The sequence below is a fragment of the Streptomyces cyaneofuscatus genome (assembly GCF_033109485.1).
Taxonomy (GTDB): Bacteria; Actinomycetota; Actinomycetes; order Streptomycetales; family Streptomycetaceae; genus Streptomyces; species Streptomyces cyaneofuscatus.
Map to the genome: position 1 here is coordinate 7,781,647 of NZ_CP137002.1, position 16,783 is coordinate 7,798,429.

Sequence of the window (16,783 nt, forward strand, 5' to 3'; positions counted from 1 at the left end):
ATACTCACCCCGCCTTCGGAGTCTGTACAGCGTGCCTCTACCACTCCGGCAGACCGTCGGCCTCTGTGCCGTCCTCGGACTCTGCGCTCTCCTCGCCGTCCCCGGCGCCGCCCCCGGCCTCGGTGCCGACGGCCGGCTCTGCCTCGCCGTCTTCGCCCTGGCCACCGCCGCCTGGATCGCCACTCCGGTGGACGACGCCTACATCGCGCTCGGCGCGGGCCTGGCGCTGACGGTCACGGGGGTGATCAGCAGCGAGACCCTGTTCGCCACCCTGGGCGACGAGACGGTGTGGCTGCTGATCTGTGCCTTCGTCCTGGCGGCGGCCGTGACCCGGACCGGTCTGGCCGGCCGGGCCGCCGTCTTCCTGGTCGGCGGGGCCAGGACCGTACGCCAGCTGGTGCACCTGACGACGGCCGGACTGGTCGTCACCGCGTTCGCCGTGCCGGCCACCTCGGGGCGCGCCGCCCTCGCCCTCCCGGTGTTCCTGGCGCTGGCCGCCGCCCTGCGCGAGCGCGCCCGGCTGGTGGTGATGCTGGCGCTGCTCTTCCCCACCGTCATCCTGCTGTCGGCCGTCGCGACCCTGATCGGCGCCGGGGCGCACCTGATCACCGTCGGGGTGCTCCTGGAGCAGACCGGGGAGCAGCTGAGCTTCGTGCGGTGGCTCGTCCTCGGGCTGCCGCTGGCCATCGTCTCCTCCCATCTCGCCGCCGAACTGGTGCTGCTGACGACGACCCGGCGGGCGGACCGCAAGGGTCCGGTCACCATCACGGCGGCACAGATCCAGGAACACTCCGAAACGGCCGTCGAAGGACCGTTCACCCCGGAGGAGTCCCGGTGCCTGCTCCTGCTGGCGACGGTCGTCGTGCTGTGGTGCAGTGAGCCCCTGCACGGGGTGTCGCCCGCCGTGGTCGCGCTCATCGGCGCGCTGGTGGCGACCTCTCCGGCGCTGGGGACCGTGCGTTTCAAGGACGGTCTGCGGACGGTTCCCTGGCCGCTGCTGCTGTTCATGGCCGCCACCATGGCCATGGGCGTCGCCCTCTCCGACTCGGGCGCGGCCGACTGGCTGGTGGGCTGGGTACCCCTCGGGGCGTCCACACCCCCCTGGGCGTTCCTGACCGGCGTGGTCGTGGTCAGCACGGCCGCCCACCTCGCGCTCCAGTCGCGCTCCGCCCGGTCCTCCGTCCTCGTCCCGCTGGTGGTCGCGGCGGCGATCGGGGCCGGGGTCAACCCGGTCGCGGCGGCGCTGGCCTCCACGGCCGCCGCCGGGTTCTGCCACACCCTGCCCTCCTCGGCCAAGCCGGTCGCGCTCTTCGCCGACGTGCCCGGTACCCCGACCTACACCCCGCGCGACCTGCTGCGGCTGTCCGCGTTCCTCGCGCCCCTCAGCGCGGCCCTCGTCCTTGCTTTCGCCCTCGCCGTCTGGCCGCTGCTCGGCGTGCCCGTCCTCCTGGAGACCCAGCCATGACCCACCGCATCGCCATCGCCCCCAGCGGCTTCAAGGAGTCCCTTTCGGCCGCCCGGGTGGCCGAGGCCATCGCCGTCGGCGTACGGCGCGTGATCCCCGACGCCGAACTCGACCTCATCCCGCTGGTGGACGGCGGCGAGGGCACCGCCGAGGCGCTGGCCCTGGCGGGCGGCGGCCGGCTGGTCCCGTGCACGGCGACGGGGCCGGTGGGCGAGCCGGTCGCCTCGCACTTCGCGCTGCTGGGCGGCGGCACAGCACCGGGGCCGCTCACCGCCGTCGTCGAGATGGCGGCCGTCGCGGGCCTTGCCCTGGTGCCGCCGGGCCTGCGCCACCCGGGCGCGACCACCACGTACGGCGTCGGCGAACTGATCCGTGCGGCCCTGGACTCGGGCGCCCGGCGCATCCTGATCGGCTGCGGCGACTCCGGCACGTCGGACGGGGGAGCGGGCGCCCTCCAGGCCCTCGGGGCCCGGCTGGCCGACCGGCACGGCCGTGAACTGCACCGGGGCGGCGGGGCGTTGCACGAGCTGGAGCGCATCGACGCCTCCGGCCTCGACCCGCGGCTGGCCCGCACGGAACTGCTCGTGGCCTGCAACCCGTACAACGTGCTGTGCGGGAAGCGCGGGGTGGCCCGGGTGTTCGGGCCGCAGAAGGGAGCGACCCCGGCGGAGGTGGAGCTGCTGTCCGCGGGCCTGGAGCGGCTGGCCGACGTCCTCACCCGGGACCTCGCCCCGGCCTTCACCCCGGCGACCGGCGCCCCGGTCGACCTGCGTACGGCTCCCGGCACGGGGGCGTCCGGCGGTCTCGGGGCCGGCCTCGCCGCCGTGGGCGCGCGTCTGCTCCCGCGGTACGACGTCCTGCTCGACGGTCTCGACCTCGACGCGCGCCTCGCCCGCGCCGACTTCGTGATCACGGCGGAGGGGGCGCTCGACAGCCAGACCGTACGCGGGAAGATCCCGGCGGAGGTCGCCCGGCGGGCGCACGCGTGCGAGGTGCCGGTTCTGGTGCTGGCGGGGACGATCGGGCCGGGCGCCCAGGACGTGCGGGCGGTGGGGGTGGACGCGTACAGCTCGATCCTGCCCGCGCCGATGACGCTGGTGGAGGCGATCGGGAGGAGCGGCGAGTTCCTGGCCGACGCCACGGAGCGCGCGATGCGGATCATGGCCCTGGGCACCCGGCTCGCACCGCTGGCCGCCTGACGCGCACGCTGTGCTGCGACGCCGGGGCGGACGTCTTCACCCCCTGGTTCACCCCCTTCGCTTCCGTCTTCGCGGGGATGTTCCCGGTATGCCGTGTCCGCCGGCCGGGGGTTCACCGTGGCCCTCGTGCGCGGGCGGCGACCGAAGGGGGCTACCTTGCTCGGATGAGCCTTCTCCATGATGTGGCCGAGCGCGACGGCTGGCGATGCTGGGTGTGCGACGAACCGGTCGACCCCGACAAGTCGGTGAACGACCCGCAAGGGGCCAGCGTCGACAGCCGTACCGCCGACCGGAAGGCCAAGGTCGCCGAGCGGCTCGCGCACCGTGGGTGCAACTCCCGCAAGGGAGCGGTCAAGGTGGTCATCGCCTGGCCGGACAGCCTGTACGTGGTCGAACCCGCGCCGCTGATCGCCGTCGCCTCCCGGCTGGAGCGCAAGGGGGGCCGTGAGATGGTGGGCCGCTGCCCGAGCAGGCAGGATGCCCAGGAGGCGGCGGACTGGCTCGTGGACCGGTTCTCCCGACTGGTGCCGGAACTGCCGGTGACCGCCGATGTCCAAGCGGGCGGCGGCCAGTTCCTCGTCACCCTCACCGCCGGCCGTCGCTGACCGGAAGCCACGCTCGTCCAGGAGAAGGGCGGCAAGGTGGTCCTGTTCACCGACACCTGGCTTTCCCGGCCTGTACTGATGCGCGTTCTCGAGCCGTCGGTGGCGGCCGGGCCGTCGGGCAGCCCGGCAGAGCCGGTCAGGTCATCGGGCGAGTCCGCCGCATCCGCCGCCGACCCGAGCCGAGAATGCCTCTCCGGGGATCATCCGACAGGAGGGCCGAAGTGAAGATCTCAGGCGCGCGCATCCTCATCCCGGGCGCCACGGGCGCCATCGGCAGCGCTCTGGCCGAGCAGCTGCACCAGCAGGGGGCGCACATCGCGATCGCCGGACGGGACGCGGCCGCTCTGACAAGGCTGGCCGACACCTGCTCCGGCGCGCCGTCCCGGCGCTTCGACGCCTACGACCTCGACTCCTGCGCGGGCACAGTCACCTGGGCGCACGAGGTGCTGGGCGGCCTTGACGCCGTCGTCGTATGCGTAGGGGTCGCCGGCTTCGGACGGGCCGAAGCCGTCGGGGACGCCATCGCCGAGCACCTGATCACGGTGAACGCGCTGGCGCCCATGGCGTTCCTCCGCGCCGCCCTCCCGCTGATGCCGCGCGGAGGTGTCGTGGCCGCTGTCACCGGAGTGGTGGTCGACCTGGCCCCGGTCGGCATGGCCGACTACACCGCGTCCAAGGCGGCCCTGGCGCTCTGGCTGACCTGCGTACGTCGCGAGCAACGCCGCAAGGGCGTGCACGTACTGGATCTGCGGCTGGACCACGTCGAGTCGGGTTTCGCCGACCGGGCCGTCATCGGGAGCCCGCCGTCCCTGCCGCGCGGACAGACGGTGCAGGAGGCCGTGAACGCGATCATGGAGGCGCTGAAGAGCGACGAGTGAAGCGGAAGGGCGTCACGGGCGTCACGCGCATCACAGGTGTCACAGGTGTCACAGGTGTCACAGGTGTCACAGGTGTCACAGGTGTCACAGGTGTCACAGGTGTCACGGGTGTCACGGGCGGCTTGCGGGCACGGTGTCCTTGGTCAGCAGCGTGTCGCCGGACCAGCAGAGCCGGTAGAGGTCGACTTCGTCCAGCAGGTCGCGGCCGGAACGGTAGAACTCGCAACGGGCGCCGGGTGGCCGGGGACCGGAACGGGCGTGGTCGGACGGGTAGGGGTAGGCACGGTCCGGCAGCAGAGGGGCCAGTTCGGCGCGCGGCCGGCCGGTGACCAACTGGTCGAACCGGGACGGAGGCAGCACGCTCGTCGTCAGCTGCCAGGCCAGGTAGACGGCGGACGGTACGAAGAAGAGGGCTGCGACCACGGGTGCCACGAAGGCGACGGCGGAGCGGCGACGGGCGTCGCTCCGTACGGTGGCGAGGCGCTGGGCGGACTCCGGTAGGTCGGCGCCCGGGACCAGGTCCGGGGCCGGGTGGGGAGCGGTGCCGGACGGCAGCGCGGGCCCCGGGGGACCGGTCGGCGTTGCGGGTGCCGTCACCGGTCCCGGCGACGGTATCCCGGTACGGGCGGTTGCCTGGTGCGGGAGGACGGCGGTGACACCGAACCCGTCTTTGTACGGTCCCGTCCGCAGGGAACCACCGAGGACCGTCACGCGCTCCTGAAGTCCTGTCAGTCCCCGGCCGACGCGGTTTGCTTGCGCCGGTCCGCCGGCCGACGGGACGGCGTTCATCACGCTCACGCGGGTGCGGCCCTCCTCGTGGGTGATGCGCACGCTGATCGAGCAGTCCGGCGCGTGCTTCGTCGCGTTGGTGAGTGCCTCCTGCACCACCCGGTACATCCCGCGTTCGACCAGGGAGGACAGCGGAGGCGACGCCCCGTGCCGCTCCCAGCGCACCGGCACTCCGGAGGCGACCGCCCGTGAGAGGAGGGCCTCGACGGTGTCGTCGACCGGCAGGCCCGTCCCCGTGTTCCCGCCGGGCGGGTCCCGCAGAACGGCGACGGTCTCCCGCAGTTGCTCCACCGCGTCCGCGATCGTCCCGCGCAGATCGGCGAGGTCCGCCCGGTCGCGGACGGTGAGGTCGGGCGAGAGCTCCAGGGCCCCGGCGCGCAGGGCGACCAGGCTCAGGGCGTGGCCGAGGGAATCGTGCATGTCGGCGGCGATCTCCGCGCGTTCGGTCAGCCGCGCCCGCTCCGCGACCAGATGTTGCCGCTCCTCCAGGCCGCGTGCCAACCGCCAGCCCTCCCGTACGAGTTGGCGTCGGCCACGCCAGTGCCGTCCCGCGAGCCAGGGGAGCAGCAGAGCTGCGGGCAGCACGGTCAACGCGTAGAACCACCACACCGGCTGCGCCCGCAGCACGGCGCACACCGCGAGGTCGACCGCAGCACATCCCGCGAGCACCAGGAGCGGCCGCCGTGCCTCGGCCACCCGGGCGCCGAGCAGACAGCTCATGGCGGCCAGCGACAGGACGTGGGCGTTGCCGGGGGTCGCGGTGTCGGCCAGGCCCCCTGCGCACAGCCCGTTGACCAGGATGACGGCGGCTCCCGGGCGGCTCCGGGACCACGGCACGGCCACCGCCAGGACGGCCAGCGGGAGGAGCAGGTCCAGCGTCAAGGAGGCAGTGGCCGCGTCCCGGAATCCGTAGCCGGTGGCGGCGGCGAGCACGACCCACAGGGCCGCGTCGCCGCACGCCGGCCGGGCTGAGGGAATGAGCGTGCGCAGCATGGTGGGTCGGCTCTCCTTCCGCTGGGTGTCTGCCGGATATCTGCCGGGTGTCTGCTGGATATCCGCTGGTTGTGCTCACCTGTCAGGGGAGATTCTGGCGGACGAGCCCGGACCCCCGCCCCCTCAGGCGTCCCGGCGTCGCAGCACGAAGAGACCGGCCGCATGGGCGGCGACGGCCCACACCAGCAGGATCAACAGGCTCACGGCGTCCGGGAACGGCGCCTTCCCGTCACCCAGCATGAGGTAGCCACCCACGGTCTGCGGCAGGTAGTCGTTGATGGCCAGCAGCACCGGACCCCCCAGGCCGACCAGCATGCCGGGCAGGGCGGACACCACGAAGAAGACCACGGCCATGGCGCCGGCCGCCGTCCGCAGAGCGAACGACACCCCCACGGTCAGCACGCAGACGAGGGCGCAGTACACGCCCATGGCGACGGTCTGGTACGCGACCGTCGACAGCTCGAAGCCGGCGTGCCCCTGGAAGGGGCCCCAGGCCAGGGCGATGCCCAGCACGGCCCACACCACCCCGGTGACGAAGCCCACCAGGGCGCTCAGCAGCGCCTTGGCCAGCTGCACGCGGGCTCTGACCGGCACCCACAGCAGCGAGGCGCGCACGCTGCTCGTGGAGTATTCGCTCGTCACCGTCGTCATCGCGAGAATCACCAGGGCGAACTGGGTGAGGATGACCGAGGAGACCGAGGCGTTGCCGACAGGCTGGACCGGCTTGTCGTTGATCCGGGCGATCGACCCGTAGTAGAAGGTGAAGACCGCCGTCACGATGACACCGGCCAGCAGGCAGACGTACGGCGTGCGAAGGGTCCATAGCTTGGTCCACTCCGAGGTGAACGCGCCGACGAACCCGCCCCCGGCAGGGCCGGAGTCCACATGGCCACGGCGGCCGTCACTCACGTCGGTCGATACGGTGCTCATGCTCATGCTTCCGCCCCCTGTGTCCGCTGATTGTCGATGCCGCTGGACACCGTGGCGCCGGACACCGCCTCGCCCGTTCCGTACTCCACGCTCTGCGCGGTCAGTTCCATGTAGACCTGTTCCAACGAGGCGGAGACGGCCCGCAGTTCGTGCAGCCGCACTCCCAGCCGGTGCGCCGAGTCACCCACCTGCTCGACCGTGCGCCCCTTCACGACGAGCTCGCCGGCCGCGGGTGACTCCACGCTCATGTCGCCGTCCCTCCGGAGACGGCCGATCAGCGTGGGCAGGTCCGCCACGTCCGGTGTGCGCAGGCGCACCGACGACAGGGAGCTGTTGGCCAGCAGGTCGGCCATCGGCAGGTCGGCCAGGAGCTTCCCCCGTCCGATGATGACCAACTGGTCGGCGGTCAGCTGCATCTCGCTCATCAGGTGACTCGACAGGAAGACCGTCCGCCCCTCTGCCGCCAGGGACCGCACGAGCTCACGCACCCAGCGGACCCCGTCGGGATCGAGGCCGTTGACCGGCTCGTCGAAGATGAGCACCTGGGGGTCGCCGAGCAACGCGCCCGCCACGCCCAGCCGTTGGTGCATGCCAAGGGAGAACGCCCCGGCGGAGCGCCGCGCCACCTTCGCCAGGCCGACCATCTCCAGCACCTCGTCCACCCGGCGCCGCGCGATGCCGTTGCTGCGCGCCTGTGCCACCAGGTGGCTGCGTGCGGAGCGGGCCGGATGCAGGGCCTTGGCGTCCAGCAGCGCGCCGACCTCGCGGATCGGGTGGCGCATCGAGGCGTACGGCCTGCCGCCGATGAGGGCTTCGCCCGCCGAGGGATGGTCCAGGCCGAGGATCATGCGCATCGTGGTGGACTTGCCGGCGCCGTTCGGGCCGAGGAAGCCGGTCACCCGCCCCCCTTTGATGTCCAGGGTCAGACCGTCCACGGCGACGGTCTCGCCGTAACGCTTGGTCAGTTCTCGAAGGGTGATCACAGAACTCCTCGGTGCCGGTCGCGGAACGCGGAAGCCGGCGGCGCGCCCACCGGACTGCCGGCACAGGGTGCTCAGCTCCGGAGCGGGCCGCCGCGATTTCCGTACGGGAGCGACGCTAGAAGTCCGGGGTCCCGGCGCCCATCGGTCGAACGGCAGCGGCGTTCTGCCCTTCGTCAGGGGTGCACCCCGTCCCGGGGCTGATCCCTGAAGCCGGCCGTCGGTACGGCGGTGCCCCGGCCGTAGGCTCACCACGTGGAAGAGACGACACCGGACAGCCGCCCGGTACGGGTGCTGATAGCCGACGACGAAGCGATGATCCGGGCGGGGGTACGGGCCATCCTCGCCCGGGACCCGCACGTCGACGTGGTCGCCGAGGCGGGCGACGGGCACGAGGCCATCGCCCTCACCCGCCGGCTCCGGCCGGACGTGGTCCTGCTGGACATCCAGATGCCCGGCCTGGACGGGCTGACGGCGGCGGCGCGGCTCCACCGGGAATCGGCGGCGGTGGGTGTGATCATGCTGACGACCTTCGGGCAGGACGAGTACGTCACCCGCGCCCTGGAAGAGGGCGCCGACGGCTTCCTGCTGAAGGCCGACGACCCGAGAGAACTCCTCTACGGGGTGCGGGCGGTGGGCGCCGGAGGTGCCTACCTGTCCCCACGGGTCGCCGGCCGGGTCATCGCCGGGATGCGCGCGCACCGGGCAGCACACCCGCACCGCTCACTGGAGCGCCTGACGGAACGGGAGCGCGAGGTGCTGGCCGGACTCGGGACGGGCCTGTCCAACGCCGAGATCGCGAGCCGGCTGCACCTCGTGGAGGGCACAGTGAAAGCGCACGTCAGCGCGGTTCTCGCGAAGCTCGGCGCACGCAACCGGGTGGAGGCGGCCATCTCCGCGTACGAGGCCGGCCTGGTCCCACGGTCCCCCCGCTGACCCCCTCCCCTCCCCGGGTGGCGAGTGCTACGCCAGCGTGTCGAAGGTGTAGAACTTCGTGTGATCCAGCATCTCGGCAGGCGTCACGTCGTTCCACGGGCGCATGACGTCGTTGAGGCTCACGACGTTCCGGGTCGCCCCGGCGGGCAGGTAGGCGGAGCGGGGGTGGCGCGCCTGCCACTGCGCCCAGAGCCGGTCGATGAACGCGTGGTGCAGCCAGAAGACCGGGTCGTTGGGTGAGGCGCCGGTGGCCATCTGGCCGCCCACCCACACATGCACGCGGTTGTGGAGATTGACGCCGCGCCAGCCTTCGAGGTGGTTGCGGAAACCGTCCGAGGCGCTGTTCCAGGGCGCGTTGTCGTACGTGGGCATGGCGAGGACCGAGTCGACCTCGGCGCGGGTCGGCAACTGCGGTACGCCGGACCCGAGGGCGCGGCGCAGGAAGCCGCGCCCGTCGACCGTCACCGTGACCGGCCATCTGCCGCCGCTGACGGCGAACGGCCCCTCGGTGACCTGCCCGTCCCTGCTCCGGCCGGTGCCTCCGAGGAAGCCGGGCGCCCACAGGGACGCCGAGGCGGTACGGTCCGCCGTCCAGTCCCAGTAGGGCAGGGCGACAGCGGGGTCGATGGCCTGGAGCGCCTGCTCGAACTGTATGAGGAATCTGCGGTGCCAGGGCAGGAAGGACGGCGACCGGTGACCCACCCGGTCACCGCTGTCGGTGTCGCTCATGATGAAGGCGTTGTGCGTGGTGACGAACGTGTCGTACTGGCCGGTGCGCTTGAGCTCCAGCAGCGCGTCGACGAAGCTGCGCTTCTCGGCGGCGGTGAGGCTCGCCTGGTTCTTGCGTACGGTCATGAGAGTGCTCCCCGGTTCAGGAAAAGGTCAGGTCGGCGGAATCGCGCGGGCGGGGGGCGGGTCTAGGTCAGGGGTACGAGTTCGGAGCCCTGGAGCTCGATCACGGCCGCCCGGGCGACCGCGCGCGGGGTGGCGAACGTCTCGTAGTGGTTGATGACGCTGACCCAGGTGCTGTCCGCGTTCTGCATCACGTGCAGTTCTTCGCCGTCGATCTGCACGGCGTAGCCCCCGTGATGCCCGTCGCCGTGCGACGGCGCGCCCTCGATGCGGCGCCCCCGGTAGGTCTCGCTGAACGGCTGCGGGCCCTCGTGCCCGGCGTGGCCCGTGTGCCCCTCGTGCCCCGCGTTGTGCTTCGGGTCGGCGGTCCGAGGTTCGGACGATGCCCCTGCCGTCCGCGCGAAGCTGGTCAGGACGAGGCCGGTGACAACGGTCGCGGTAGCCCCGAGGGCGCGACGACGGGTGAGTTGAGACATGGGAAAGTCCCCCAAGAGTGGCAGTGGTGAGCGGGAATCGAAGGCAGCTGCTCCCCGAACCCCCTTGAATGACGGCGCATCGCCGGAAGGGCGATCGACTCGGTCAGGGTCGGCGCGTCCGGCAGGCCGTTGCGGAATATGCCTACAGCCTCATGCGCGGGAGGCAGTAGTCGTGCCGGGGCGGTTGGCCGCCATACGGACAGGGTGAAGTGGGCAGTGCAGGGTTCAACCAAGTTGATCTTGCTGTTCGGGTGATGAAACGGGATCGCAGCAGAAGTTTCTGAGGAAGAAGCGTCAACTTCGTGAAGAATTTCCCGTCAAACGCCGAAAGTCGTGGCCTCACTCACATCCCGAAGCTGTCCGGAAACCCCCGCGTGGTGATCAGTAGACGTCGCGGACGTAGCGCCGGTCCGAGGCCAGGCGACGCACATACGCGGACGCCTCGTCGGCGTCCATGCCGCCGTGGGTGACGGCGATGTCCTTGAGGGCCTGGTCGACGTCCTTCGCCATCCGGGAGGCGTCACCGCAGACGTAGAAGTGGGCGCCGTCCTGGAGCCATTCCCACAGCCGGGGGCCGTGTTCGCGCATGCGGTCCTGGACGTAGACCTTGTTCCGCTGGTCGCGGGAGAACGCGAGGTCGAGCCGGTTGAGGTGGCCGGATGCCCGGTACGCCTCCAGCTCCTCGCGGTAGTAGAAGTCGGTGGCGCGGCGCTGCTCGCCGAAGAAGAGCCAGTTGGGTCCGGTATGGCCGCGGGCCCGGCGCTCCTCCAGGAAGCCGACGAAGGGAGCCACGCCGGTTCCGGGGCCGACCATGACCATGGGTGTGGCCGGATCGGCGGGCGGGCGGAAGTGCGGTGAGCGCTGTACGAAGACCTGGACCGGGCCGTCGTCGGCGTGGTCGGCCAGGTAGGCCGAGCAGACGCCCGTACGGTCCCGGCCGAGGTCGCCCGCGTACCGGACGACGGAGACCGTCAGCCGCACCTCGCCGGGGTGGGCGAGCGGGCTGGAGGAGATGGAGTACAGGCGCGGCTGGAGGCGCTTGAGGACGCCCGCCCACTCCGCCGCCGATCCGCGGACGGGGTACGCGGCGACGACGTCGGCGGCCTGGCGACCCCAACTCCATTTCGCCAGCGCGTCCTTGTTGTCGGAGCGCAGCAGCCGCTTCAGCTCGTGGCTGCCGGTCCGCTCGGCGGTGAATCTGAGCAGGTCGGGGGAGATGCGGGCGATGTCCAGGCGGATGCGCAGCGCCTCTTCGAGAGGGACGGCGGCGCCGTCGCCCAGGTCGACGGGCTCGTCGGGGTCGAGTCCGGTGAGGGCGAGCCACTCGGCGACGAGCGGGGCGCCGTTGGCCGGCCAGACGCCGAGGGCGTCTCCGGCCTCGTAGGCGAGTTCGCCGCCCCGGGTGTCGAAGGCGAACTGCCGGACCTCCTTCTGCGAACCGGGCAGAGTCAGCAGCCTGTTGCCGACGAGGAGGGTGGCGAACGGGGAGGCCTTGGTGTAGCCCGCCGGTGCGGCCGCGACGGCGGGCACGGAGGCGGGCGTGGGGGCCGGGGAGGTTGCCGCGGTGCTGGTCAGGGCGGTGACGACCTGCCCGAGCCACTGCTCGGCCGGCTCCTCGAAGTCGGGCTCGCAGTCGGTACGGGGCACCAGGCGGGTGGCACCGAGGGCGTCGAGCCGTTCGTCGAGGCGTCGGCCGTGGCCGCAGAAGTCGTCGTAGCTGGAGTCACCGAAGGCGAGGACGGCGTACCGGATCCCCTCCATCCGCCCGGCGTCCGGGGCGCACAGCGACTGCCAGAAGCCGGCCCCGTTGTCGGGGGCTTCGCCGTCCCCGAACGTACTGGTGACGAGGAGTACGTCGGTGTCGCCGCCGAGGTCCGCCGGGTACACGTCGGCCATGGGGAGCAGCTCGGGGGTACGGCCCGCCCCGGTGAGCCGGGCGGCGGCGCCCGCGGCGAACTCCTCGGCGTTGCCGGTCTGCGAGGCCCACAGGACGAGCAGGCGCCGGGGCGCAACGGTTGGCCCGGCCGCCTCAACGCCGTTCCGCCCGGGCGCGGGGGCGGGCGCCGCCCCCGGTGCCGTACGGGAGAAGATCCCGGCGAGGACACCGTCCACCCACAGGGCGTGACCTGGGTCGAAGGGCGCGTCCGGCGGCAGAACGGGCACGCGCCCGTCGGGCGGGTTCGCGGCGAGACCGGAGAGATAGCCGGAGAGGTAGCGGCGTTGCGGCTCCGCCAGCGGTACGGGGGTGAGGTCGGCGATCCCGAAGAGGGCGGCCAGCGCGTGCACGGGCGAGTCGGTGGAGGCTGCCGCGGCGGGCGGCTCCGGCGCAGGGGAGGAGACAGGGGACGAGGCAGGGGAGGCGGCAGGGGAGCCGGGAGCGGTCTCCGGCCGGGTGTCCGGGCGGCCGGCCGGTACGGGCGCGACCGTCCTGGCGAGCGTGACGGCACAGACCTTGAACTCGGGCTGGAAGGAGAGAGGGTCGACCGCGTCGTTGGTGACGGCGTTGATGCTGAGGTACTCGCCGAACAGGTCGTTCCAGTGGAAGGGGGCGAAGCAGGTGCCGGGCCGGACCCGGTCGGTGACCAGGGCGGGCAGGACGGCCCGGCCGCGCCGGGAGGCGACCTCCAGATGATCGCCCTCGACGACGCCCAGCGTCGCCGCGTCCTCGGGGTGGACCTCCACGAACGGACCGGGGTCCAGCCTGTTGAGCTTGGCGACCTTGCCGGTCTTGGTCAGGGTGTGCCACTGGTGCTGCAGGCGCCCGGTGTTGAGGACGAACGGGTAGTCGTCGTCGGGGAGTTCCACCGCCGGCAGGTGGGGCCGGGCGAAGAACCGCGCCCGTCCGCTCGCGGTGGGGAAGGCCAGACGGGGGCGGGTGCCGTCGGGGCGTTCCAGGAGGCGCTGGCTGACGCCGTCGTTGAGGTAGCGGACCGGGTTGCGGTCCGGGCCGTCGGCCGTCGGCGCCGGCCACTGCACGGGCGTGGTCCGCAGCCGCTCGTAACTCACACCGCGCACATCCCAGCCGGTCTTCGGGTTCCACGCCTGCTTGAGCTCCTCGAACACCTCCTCGGCCGAGGCGTACGTGAACCCCTCCGCGAAGCCCATCGCGCAGGCCACCCGGGCGATCAGCTCCCAGTCCGGCAGCGCCTGCCCCGGAGGGTCGAGGACACCTTGCACGAGGGTGAGGTTCCGCTCGGAGTTGACCATGACGCCGTCGGACTCGGCCCACAGCGTGGCGGGCAGGACGACATCGGCGTACGCGTTGGTCTCGGTCCCGGCGAAGACGTCCTGGGTGATGACGAGTTCGGCGGCCTCCAGACCGGCGACGACGGTCCTGCGGTTGGCGACCGAGGCGACGGGGTTGGTGCAGATGATCCAGCACGCCTTGATGTCCCCGGCCGCCATCCGCTCGAACATCTCCACCGTGCCGCGCCCGACCTCGGTCCGCAGCGAGCCTGCGGGGATGTTCCACAGGTCCTCGATGAATCCACGTTCGTCCTCGACCAGGACCGATCGCTGGCCGGGCAGCCCCGGGCCCATGTAGCCCATCTCCCGGCCGCCCATGGCGTTGGGCTGGCCGGTCAGCGAGAAGGGCCCGGATCCCGGGCGGCAGAGGGCCCCGGTGGCCAGGTGCAGGTTGACCAGGGCGTTGGTGTTCCAGGTGCCGTGCGTGGACTGGTTCAGGCCCATGGTCCAGCAGCTCATCCACTCCCCGGCCTCGCCGATCCACCGCGCGGCCTGCCGGATGTCGGCCTCCGGGATCCCGGTGATTGCCGCGACCTTCGCCGGCGGATAGTCCTTGAGGAAGGCGGGCATTTCCTCCCAGCCCTCGGTGAACTCGGCGATGAATGCCTCGTCCGTGTGGCCGTTCGCGACAAGGAGGTGCAGGAGACCGTTGAGGAGGGCGAGGTCGGTGCCGGGCCTGATCTGGAGGAAGAGGTCGGCCTTGTCGGCGGTGGCGTTGCGGCGCGGGTCGACGACGATCAGCTTGGCCCCGGCCGACTTGATCCGGTCCATCATGCGCAGGAACAGGATGGGGTGGCAGTCGGCCATGTTGGCCCCGACGACGAAGAACGCGTCCGCGCGGTCGAAGTCCTGGTATGAGCCGGGCGGACCGTCCGCACCCAGCGACAGCTTGTAACCGGTGCCCGCGCTGGCCATGCACAGCCGGGAGTTCGACTCGATCTGGTTGGTCCGGACGAACCCCTTGGCCAGCTTGTTGGCCAGGTACTGCGCCTCCAGCGACATCTGCCCGGACACGTAGAAGGAGAGCGCGTCCGGGCCGTGCTCGTCCAGGAGCGCCCGCAGCCTTCCCGCCACCGCCGTGATCGCCTCGTCCACGTCGGCCCCGGCGGGCTCGGCGCCGCGCTCCTCACGTACCAGCGCCCGCGACATGCGTCCGGGTGCGGCCATCAGGTCCGCGCTCGTCGCCCCTTTGGTGCAGAGGCGGCCGAAGTTGCTGGGGTGCTCCTTGTCGCCGGAGGCTCTGGCCGCGCGACGGCGGCCGTCGGCGGGGTCGCGCGTGATGTCGAGGACGATGCCGCAGCCGACCCCGCAGTACGAACAGACCGTACGGACGCTGTCCTTCTCCGAGCCAACCGGCACCGAACCCCCACTTTCCGCCCCGCGAACCACCTGGGGCCGACCCGCGCGGTCGGCGGCGGGCGGCCCTCCGACCGACACGGTAGAAAGGCCGGGTTTCCGCCTCGTCACGCTCCGGGAACGCGGGGGATTACACCTCACGCACACGACCTGGGAGCAGCGTGTGAGACCGTCGGCCCGCCCGGATGAGGCGACGGCCCATCCGAGGGTGATGACCGGTCTACCCGAAGGTGAAGACGTAGGCCTGGAGCCCTTCGTCGACGCGCAGTTCGAGGCGTGCGGTGCGCGCGTCCCGGTCGTCGGTCAGGCGGTACAGCGTCGGCGACCCGGTGACCGTGATCGTCTTGGTGGCCTCGCCGTTCACCAGGACGGTGACCTTTCCGGTGCCGGCGAGGACGACGTTGGCGTTCTTCGCGCGGTAGGTGAAGGCCAGGCGGGCGTCACGTCCGGCGGTGAAGTTCTCGTACCCGGCCGTCCACGTCCCGTCCAGCGACAGCTTGTCGACGGGCAGCGTGCCCTTCGGGAAGCGGTACGCGGTCGGCTTGTCGTCCACCAGGGGAGTGCCGGTGTATCCGCGGATGCGCAGGTTGCTCAGATAGGTCTCGGGCGTCCGGTCGGCGGCCAGATCGTCCATGGCGCGGTCCGTGGGCTCCGGCAGGACGACGGCCGGGTCCGCCTGCCGCAGCAGCTCGCGGATCATCTTCTCCGTCCGGTCGTACTGGCCCTCACCGAACTTGAAGTACCGGACGGTGCCCTCGGCGTCGATCAGATACTTGGCGGGCCAGAAGCGGTTGCGGTAGTTGTCCCAGGTGGTGAGGTCGTTGTCGAGGGCGACGGGCCAGGTCACACCGAGCTTCTCGGCACCGGAGACGACGTTGCTCCGCTTCTTCTCGAAGGCGAACTCGGGGGAGTGCACCCCGATGATGCGCAGTCCGGCGTCCTTGTAGGCGCGCTCCCAGTCGCGCAGATGGGGCACGGCGCGCTGGCAGTTGATGCAGGAGTACGTCCAGAAGTCGACCAGGGTGACCTTGCCGCGCAGGCTCTTGAGGTCGACGGGCAGCTCGCCGGGGGTGTTGAACCAGGAGTCGATGCCCTCCAGCGCCGGGGCCTTCCCGCACGAGCGCAGTTCGTCGGCGCCGTCCTCGCACCGGGACAGCTCCTTGTTGGAGTCGTCGTACAGACCGGACAGCTGCTGCCGCGCGGCATCGCTGTCCTCGATCTTCTTCTGGACGCCGGAGGTGTAGTCGGGCAGGGCCCGCTGGATGGCCGCGGTGACGTCGAAGGCCAGGCCCAGCGCCAGCACGATCATCAGGGACCCGGCGGCGATCCGCAGCCCCCGCGCCCGCCTGCGGAACGCGGTGACCCGGGCGGCGACCCGGCGCCCGGCGAGGGCGAACACGAGCAGCGGTACGGCGGTGCCGACGGCGAAGGAGAGGGTCAGCACCACGATGTCGGTGCTGATCTCGCCCCGGGCGCCCGCGATGGTGATCGCCGCCAGGACGGGCCCGGCGCATGGCACGTACAGCAGGCCGAGGCCAAGACCGAGGGCGAACGCGCTGCCCTCCTTGTTGACCTGGCGCTGCGGGATACGGGCGAAGGGCTTCTCCAGCAGGCGTTCGACGGGCGGGAGGATCAGGCCGAGCCCGATCAGGACGAGCAGCGCCAGGCCCACGTACCGCAGGATGTCCTGCGGCAGGCCGAGGGCGGAGATGATCGTCACGCCGAGCAGGGTGAAGAAGGCGAAGCTGACGACGAGACCGGCGACCACGGCGTACGGGCGCCGGTTGCGGGGCGCGCGCACGGGAGCCGCCGGGGCCGGGGCGGTGGCCACTCCGCCGCCGCCCCCGGCTCCGGCGCCCTTCGCACCCGGGGCCGACGTGGCGGCGTCGTCCCCTTGCCCGGTACCGCCGGCCAGGAACACCACGGGCAGGACGGGCAGGATGCACGGCGATACGGCGGTGATCAGCCCGCCCAGCACCCCGATGAGCACCAGCGTGATCATGACGTACCGCCTCTCGCAGGGAGAGCGGCACACTCAGCAGCCCTCTACTCAACTATTCGGTGCGGGACGATCACCG

The 16,783-nt window shown here is 71.9% G+C and carries 12 protein-coding genes; 5 read left to right on the forward strand and 7 right to left on the reverse strand.

Annotation, left to right across the window (positions count from 1 at the left end; translation table 11 throughout):
• The first annotated feature begins 31 nt into the window (after positions 1–31).
• The 4 genes from R2B67_RS34465 to R2B67_RS34480 all read left to right on the forward strand — a co-directional run bounded on the left by R2B67_RS34465 (position 32) and on the right by R2B67_RS34480 (position 4,147).
• Entirely contained in the window at positions 32–1,465 is a 1,434-nt protein-coding gene (locus R2B67_RS34465; protein ID WP_317824431.1) for an SLC13 family permease, read from the forward strand.
• Positions 1,462–2,664: a glycerate kinase family protein gene (locus tag R2B67_RS34470; RefSeq protein ID WP_317824438.1), complete on the forward strand. Its 1,203-nt coding sequence runs from the start codon at positions 1,462–1,464 to the stop codon at positions 2,662–2,664. Before R2B67_RS34465 ends, R2B67_RS34470 begins: the two co-directional genes overlap by 4 nt.
• A 164-nt stretch (positions 2,665–2,828) precedes the next feature.
• Complete coding sequence (locus tag R2B67_RS34475; RefSeq protein WP_317824445.1) at positions 2,829–3,269, forward strand: hypothetical protein; 441 nt, start codon at positions 2,829–2,831, stop codon at positions 3,267–3,269.
• A gap of 221 nt (positions 3,270–3,490) precedes the next feature.
• Positions 3,491–4,147 carry an SDR family NAD(P)-dependent oxidoreductase gene (locus R2B67_RS34480; protein ID WP_317824453.1) on the forward strand — a complete coding sequence of 219 codons (657 nt, stop codon included), beginning with the start codon at positions 3,491–3,493 and terminating at the stop codon, positions 4,145–4,147.
• 111 nt (positions 4,148–4,258) lie between these two features.
• Here the strand turns inward: R2B67_RS34480 and R2B67_RS34485 are convergent, their stop codons facing one another.
• The 3 genes from R2B67_RS34485 to R2B67_RS34495 form a co-directional block, all read right to left on the reverse strand.
• A complete protein-coding gene (locus tag R2B67_RS34485) occupies positions 4,259–5,929 on the reverse strand; it encodes a sensor histidine kinase (RefSeq protein WP_317824460.1) in 1,671 nt (556 codons plus the stop codon).
• A gap of 123 nt (positions 5,930–6,052) precedes the next feature.
• Complete coding sequence (locus R2B67_RS34490) at positions 6,053–6,859, reverse strand: ABC-2 transporter permease family protein (RefSeq protein ID WP_317824468.1); 807 nt, start codon at positions 6,857–6,859, stop codon at positions 6,053–6,055.
• A gap of 2 nt (positions 6,860–6,861) precedes the next feature.
• Positions 6,862–7,842 carry an ABC transporter ATP-binding protein gene (locus R2B67_RS34495; RefSeq protein WP_317824476.1) on the reverse strand — a complete coding sequence of 327 codons (981 nt, stop codon included), beginning with the start codon at positions 7,840–7,842 and terminating at the stop codon, positions 6,862–6,864.
• Between the two features lie 288 nt (positions 7,843–8,130).
• Between R2B67_RS34495 and R2B67_RS34500 the strand changes: the two genes are divergently transcribed.
• A complete protein-coding gene (locus R2B67_RS34500; RefSeq protein WP_381075141.1) occupies positions 8,131–8,775 on the forward strand; it encodes a response regulator in 645 nt (214 codons plus the stop codon).
• 27 nt (positions 8,776–8,802) lie between these two features.
• On the opposite strand, the gene melC2 is transcribed toward R2B67_RS34500, so the two are convergent.
• From melC2 to R2B67_RS34520, 4 genes are all read right to left on the reverse strand, one after another.
• Positions 8,803–9,630 (reverse strand): tyrosinase MelC2, encoded by an 828-nt coding sequence (gene melC2 / locus R2B67_RS34505; RefSeq protein ID WP_018514977.1) that lies wholly within the window; start codon positions 9,628–9,630, stop codon positions 8,803–8,805.
• A gap of 62 nt (positions 9,631–9,692) precedes the next feature.
• The gene (gene melC1, locus R2B67_RS34510; RefSeq protein ID WP_317824484.1) at positions 9,693–10,103 is read right to left on the reverse strand and encodes an apotyrosinase chaperone MelC1; all 411 of its coding nucleotides are present in this window, start codon (positions 10,101–10,103) and stop codon (positions 9,693–9,695) included.
• Positions 10,104–10,484: 381 nt separating this feature from the next.
• Entirely contained in the window at positions 10,485–14,708 is a 4,224-nt protein-coding gene (locus R2B67_RS34515) for a bifunctional nitrate reductase/sulfite reductase flavoprotein subunit alpha (protein ID WP_317824486.1), read from the reverse strand.
• A 217-nt stretch (positions 14,709–14,925) separates the two neighbouring features.
• On the reverse strand, positions 14,926–16,707 hold the full coding sequence (locus tag R2B67_RS34520; RefSeq protein ID WP_317824488.1) for a cytochrome c biogenesis protein DipZ: 1,782 nt from the start codon (positions 16,705–16,707) through the stop codon (positions 14,926–14,928).
• Positions 16,708–16,783: the final 76 nt, after the last annotated feature.

Bases quoted from the DNA above. Each gene is read 5' to 3' on its own strand.
- R2B67_RS34470 (WP_317824438.1), top strand. From the start codon at position 1,462: ATGACCCACCGCATCGCCATCGCCCCCAGCGGCTTCAAGGAGTCCCTT.
- R2B67_RS34475 (WP_317824445.1), top strand. From the start codon at position 2,829: ATGAGCCTTCTCCATGATGTGGCCGAGCGCGACGGCTGGCGATGCTGG.
- R2B67_RS34485 (WP_317824460.1), bottom strand. From the start codon at position 5,929: ATGCTGCGCACGCTCATTCCCTCAGCCCGGCCGGCGTGCGGCGACGCG.
- R2B67_RS34490 (WP_317824468.1), bottom strand. From the start codon at position 6,859: ATGAGCACCGTATCGACCGACGTGAGTGACGGCCGCCGTGGCCATGTG.
- melC2 (WP_018514977.1), bottom strand. From the start codon at position 9,630: ATGACCGTACGCAAGAACCAGGCGAGCCTCACCGCCGCCGAGAAGCGC.
- melC1 (WP_317824484.1), bottom strand. From the start codon at position 10,103: ATGTCTCAACTCACCCGTCGTCGCGCCCTCGGGGCTACCGCGACCGTT.
- R2B67_RS34520 (WP_317824488.1), bottom strand. From the start codon at position 16,707: ATGATCACGCTGGTGCTCATCGGGGTGCTGGGCGGGCTGATCACCGCC.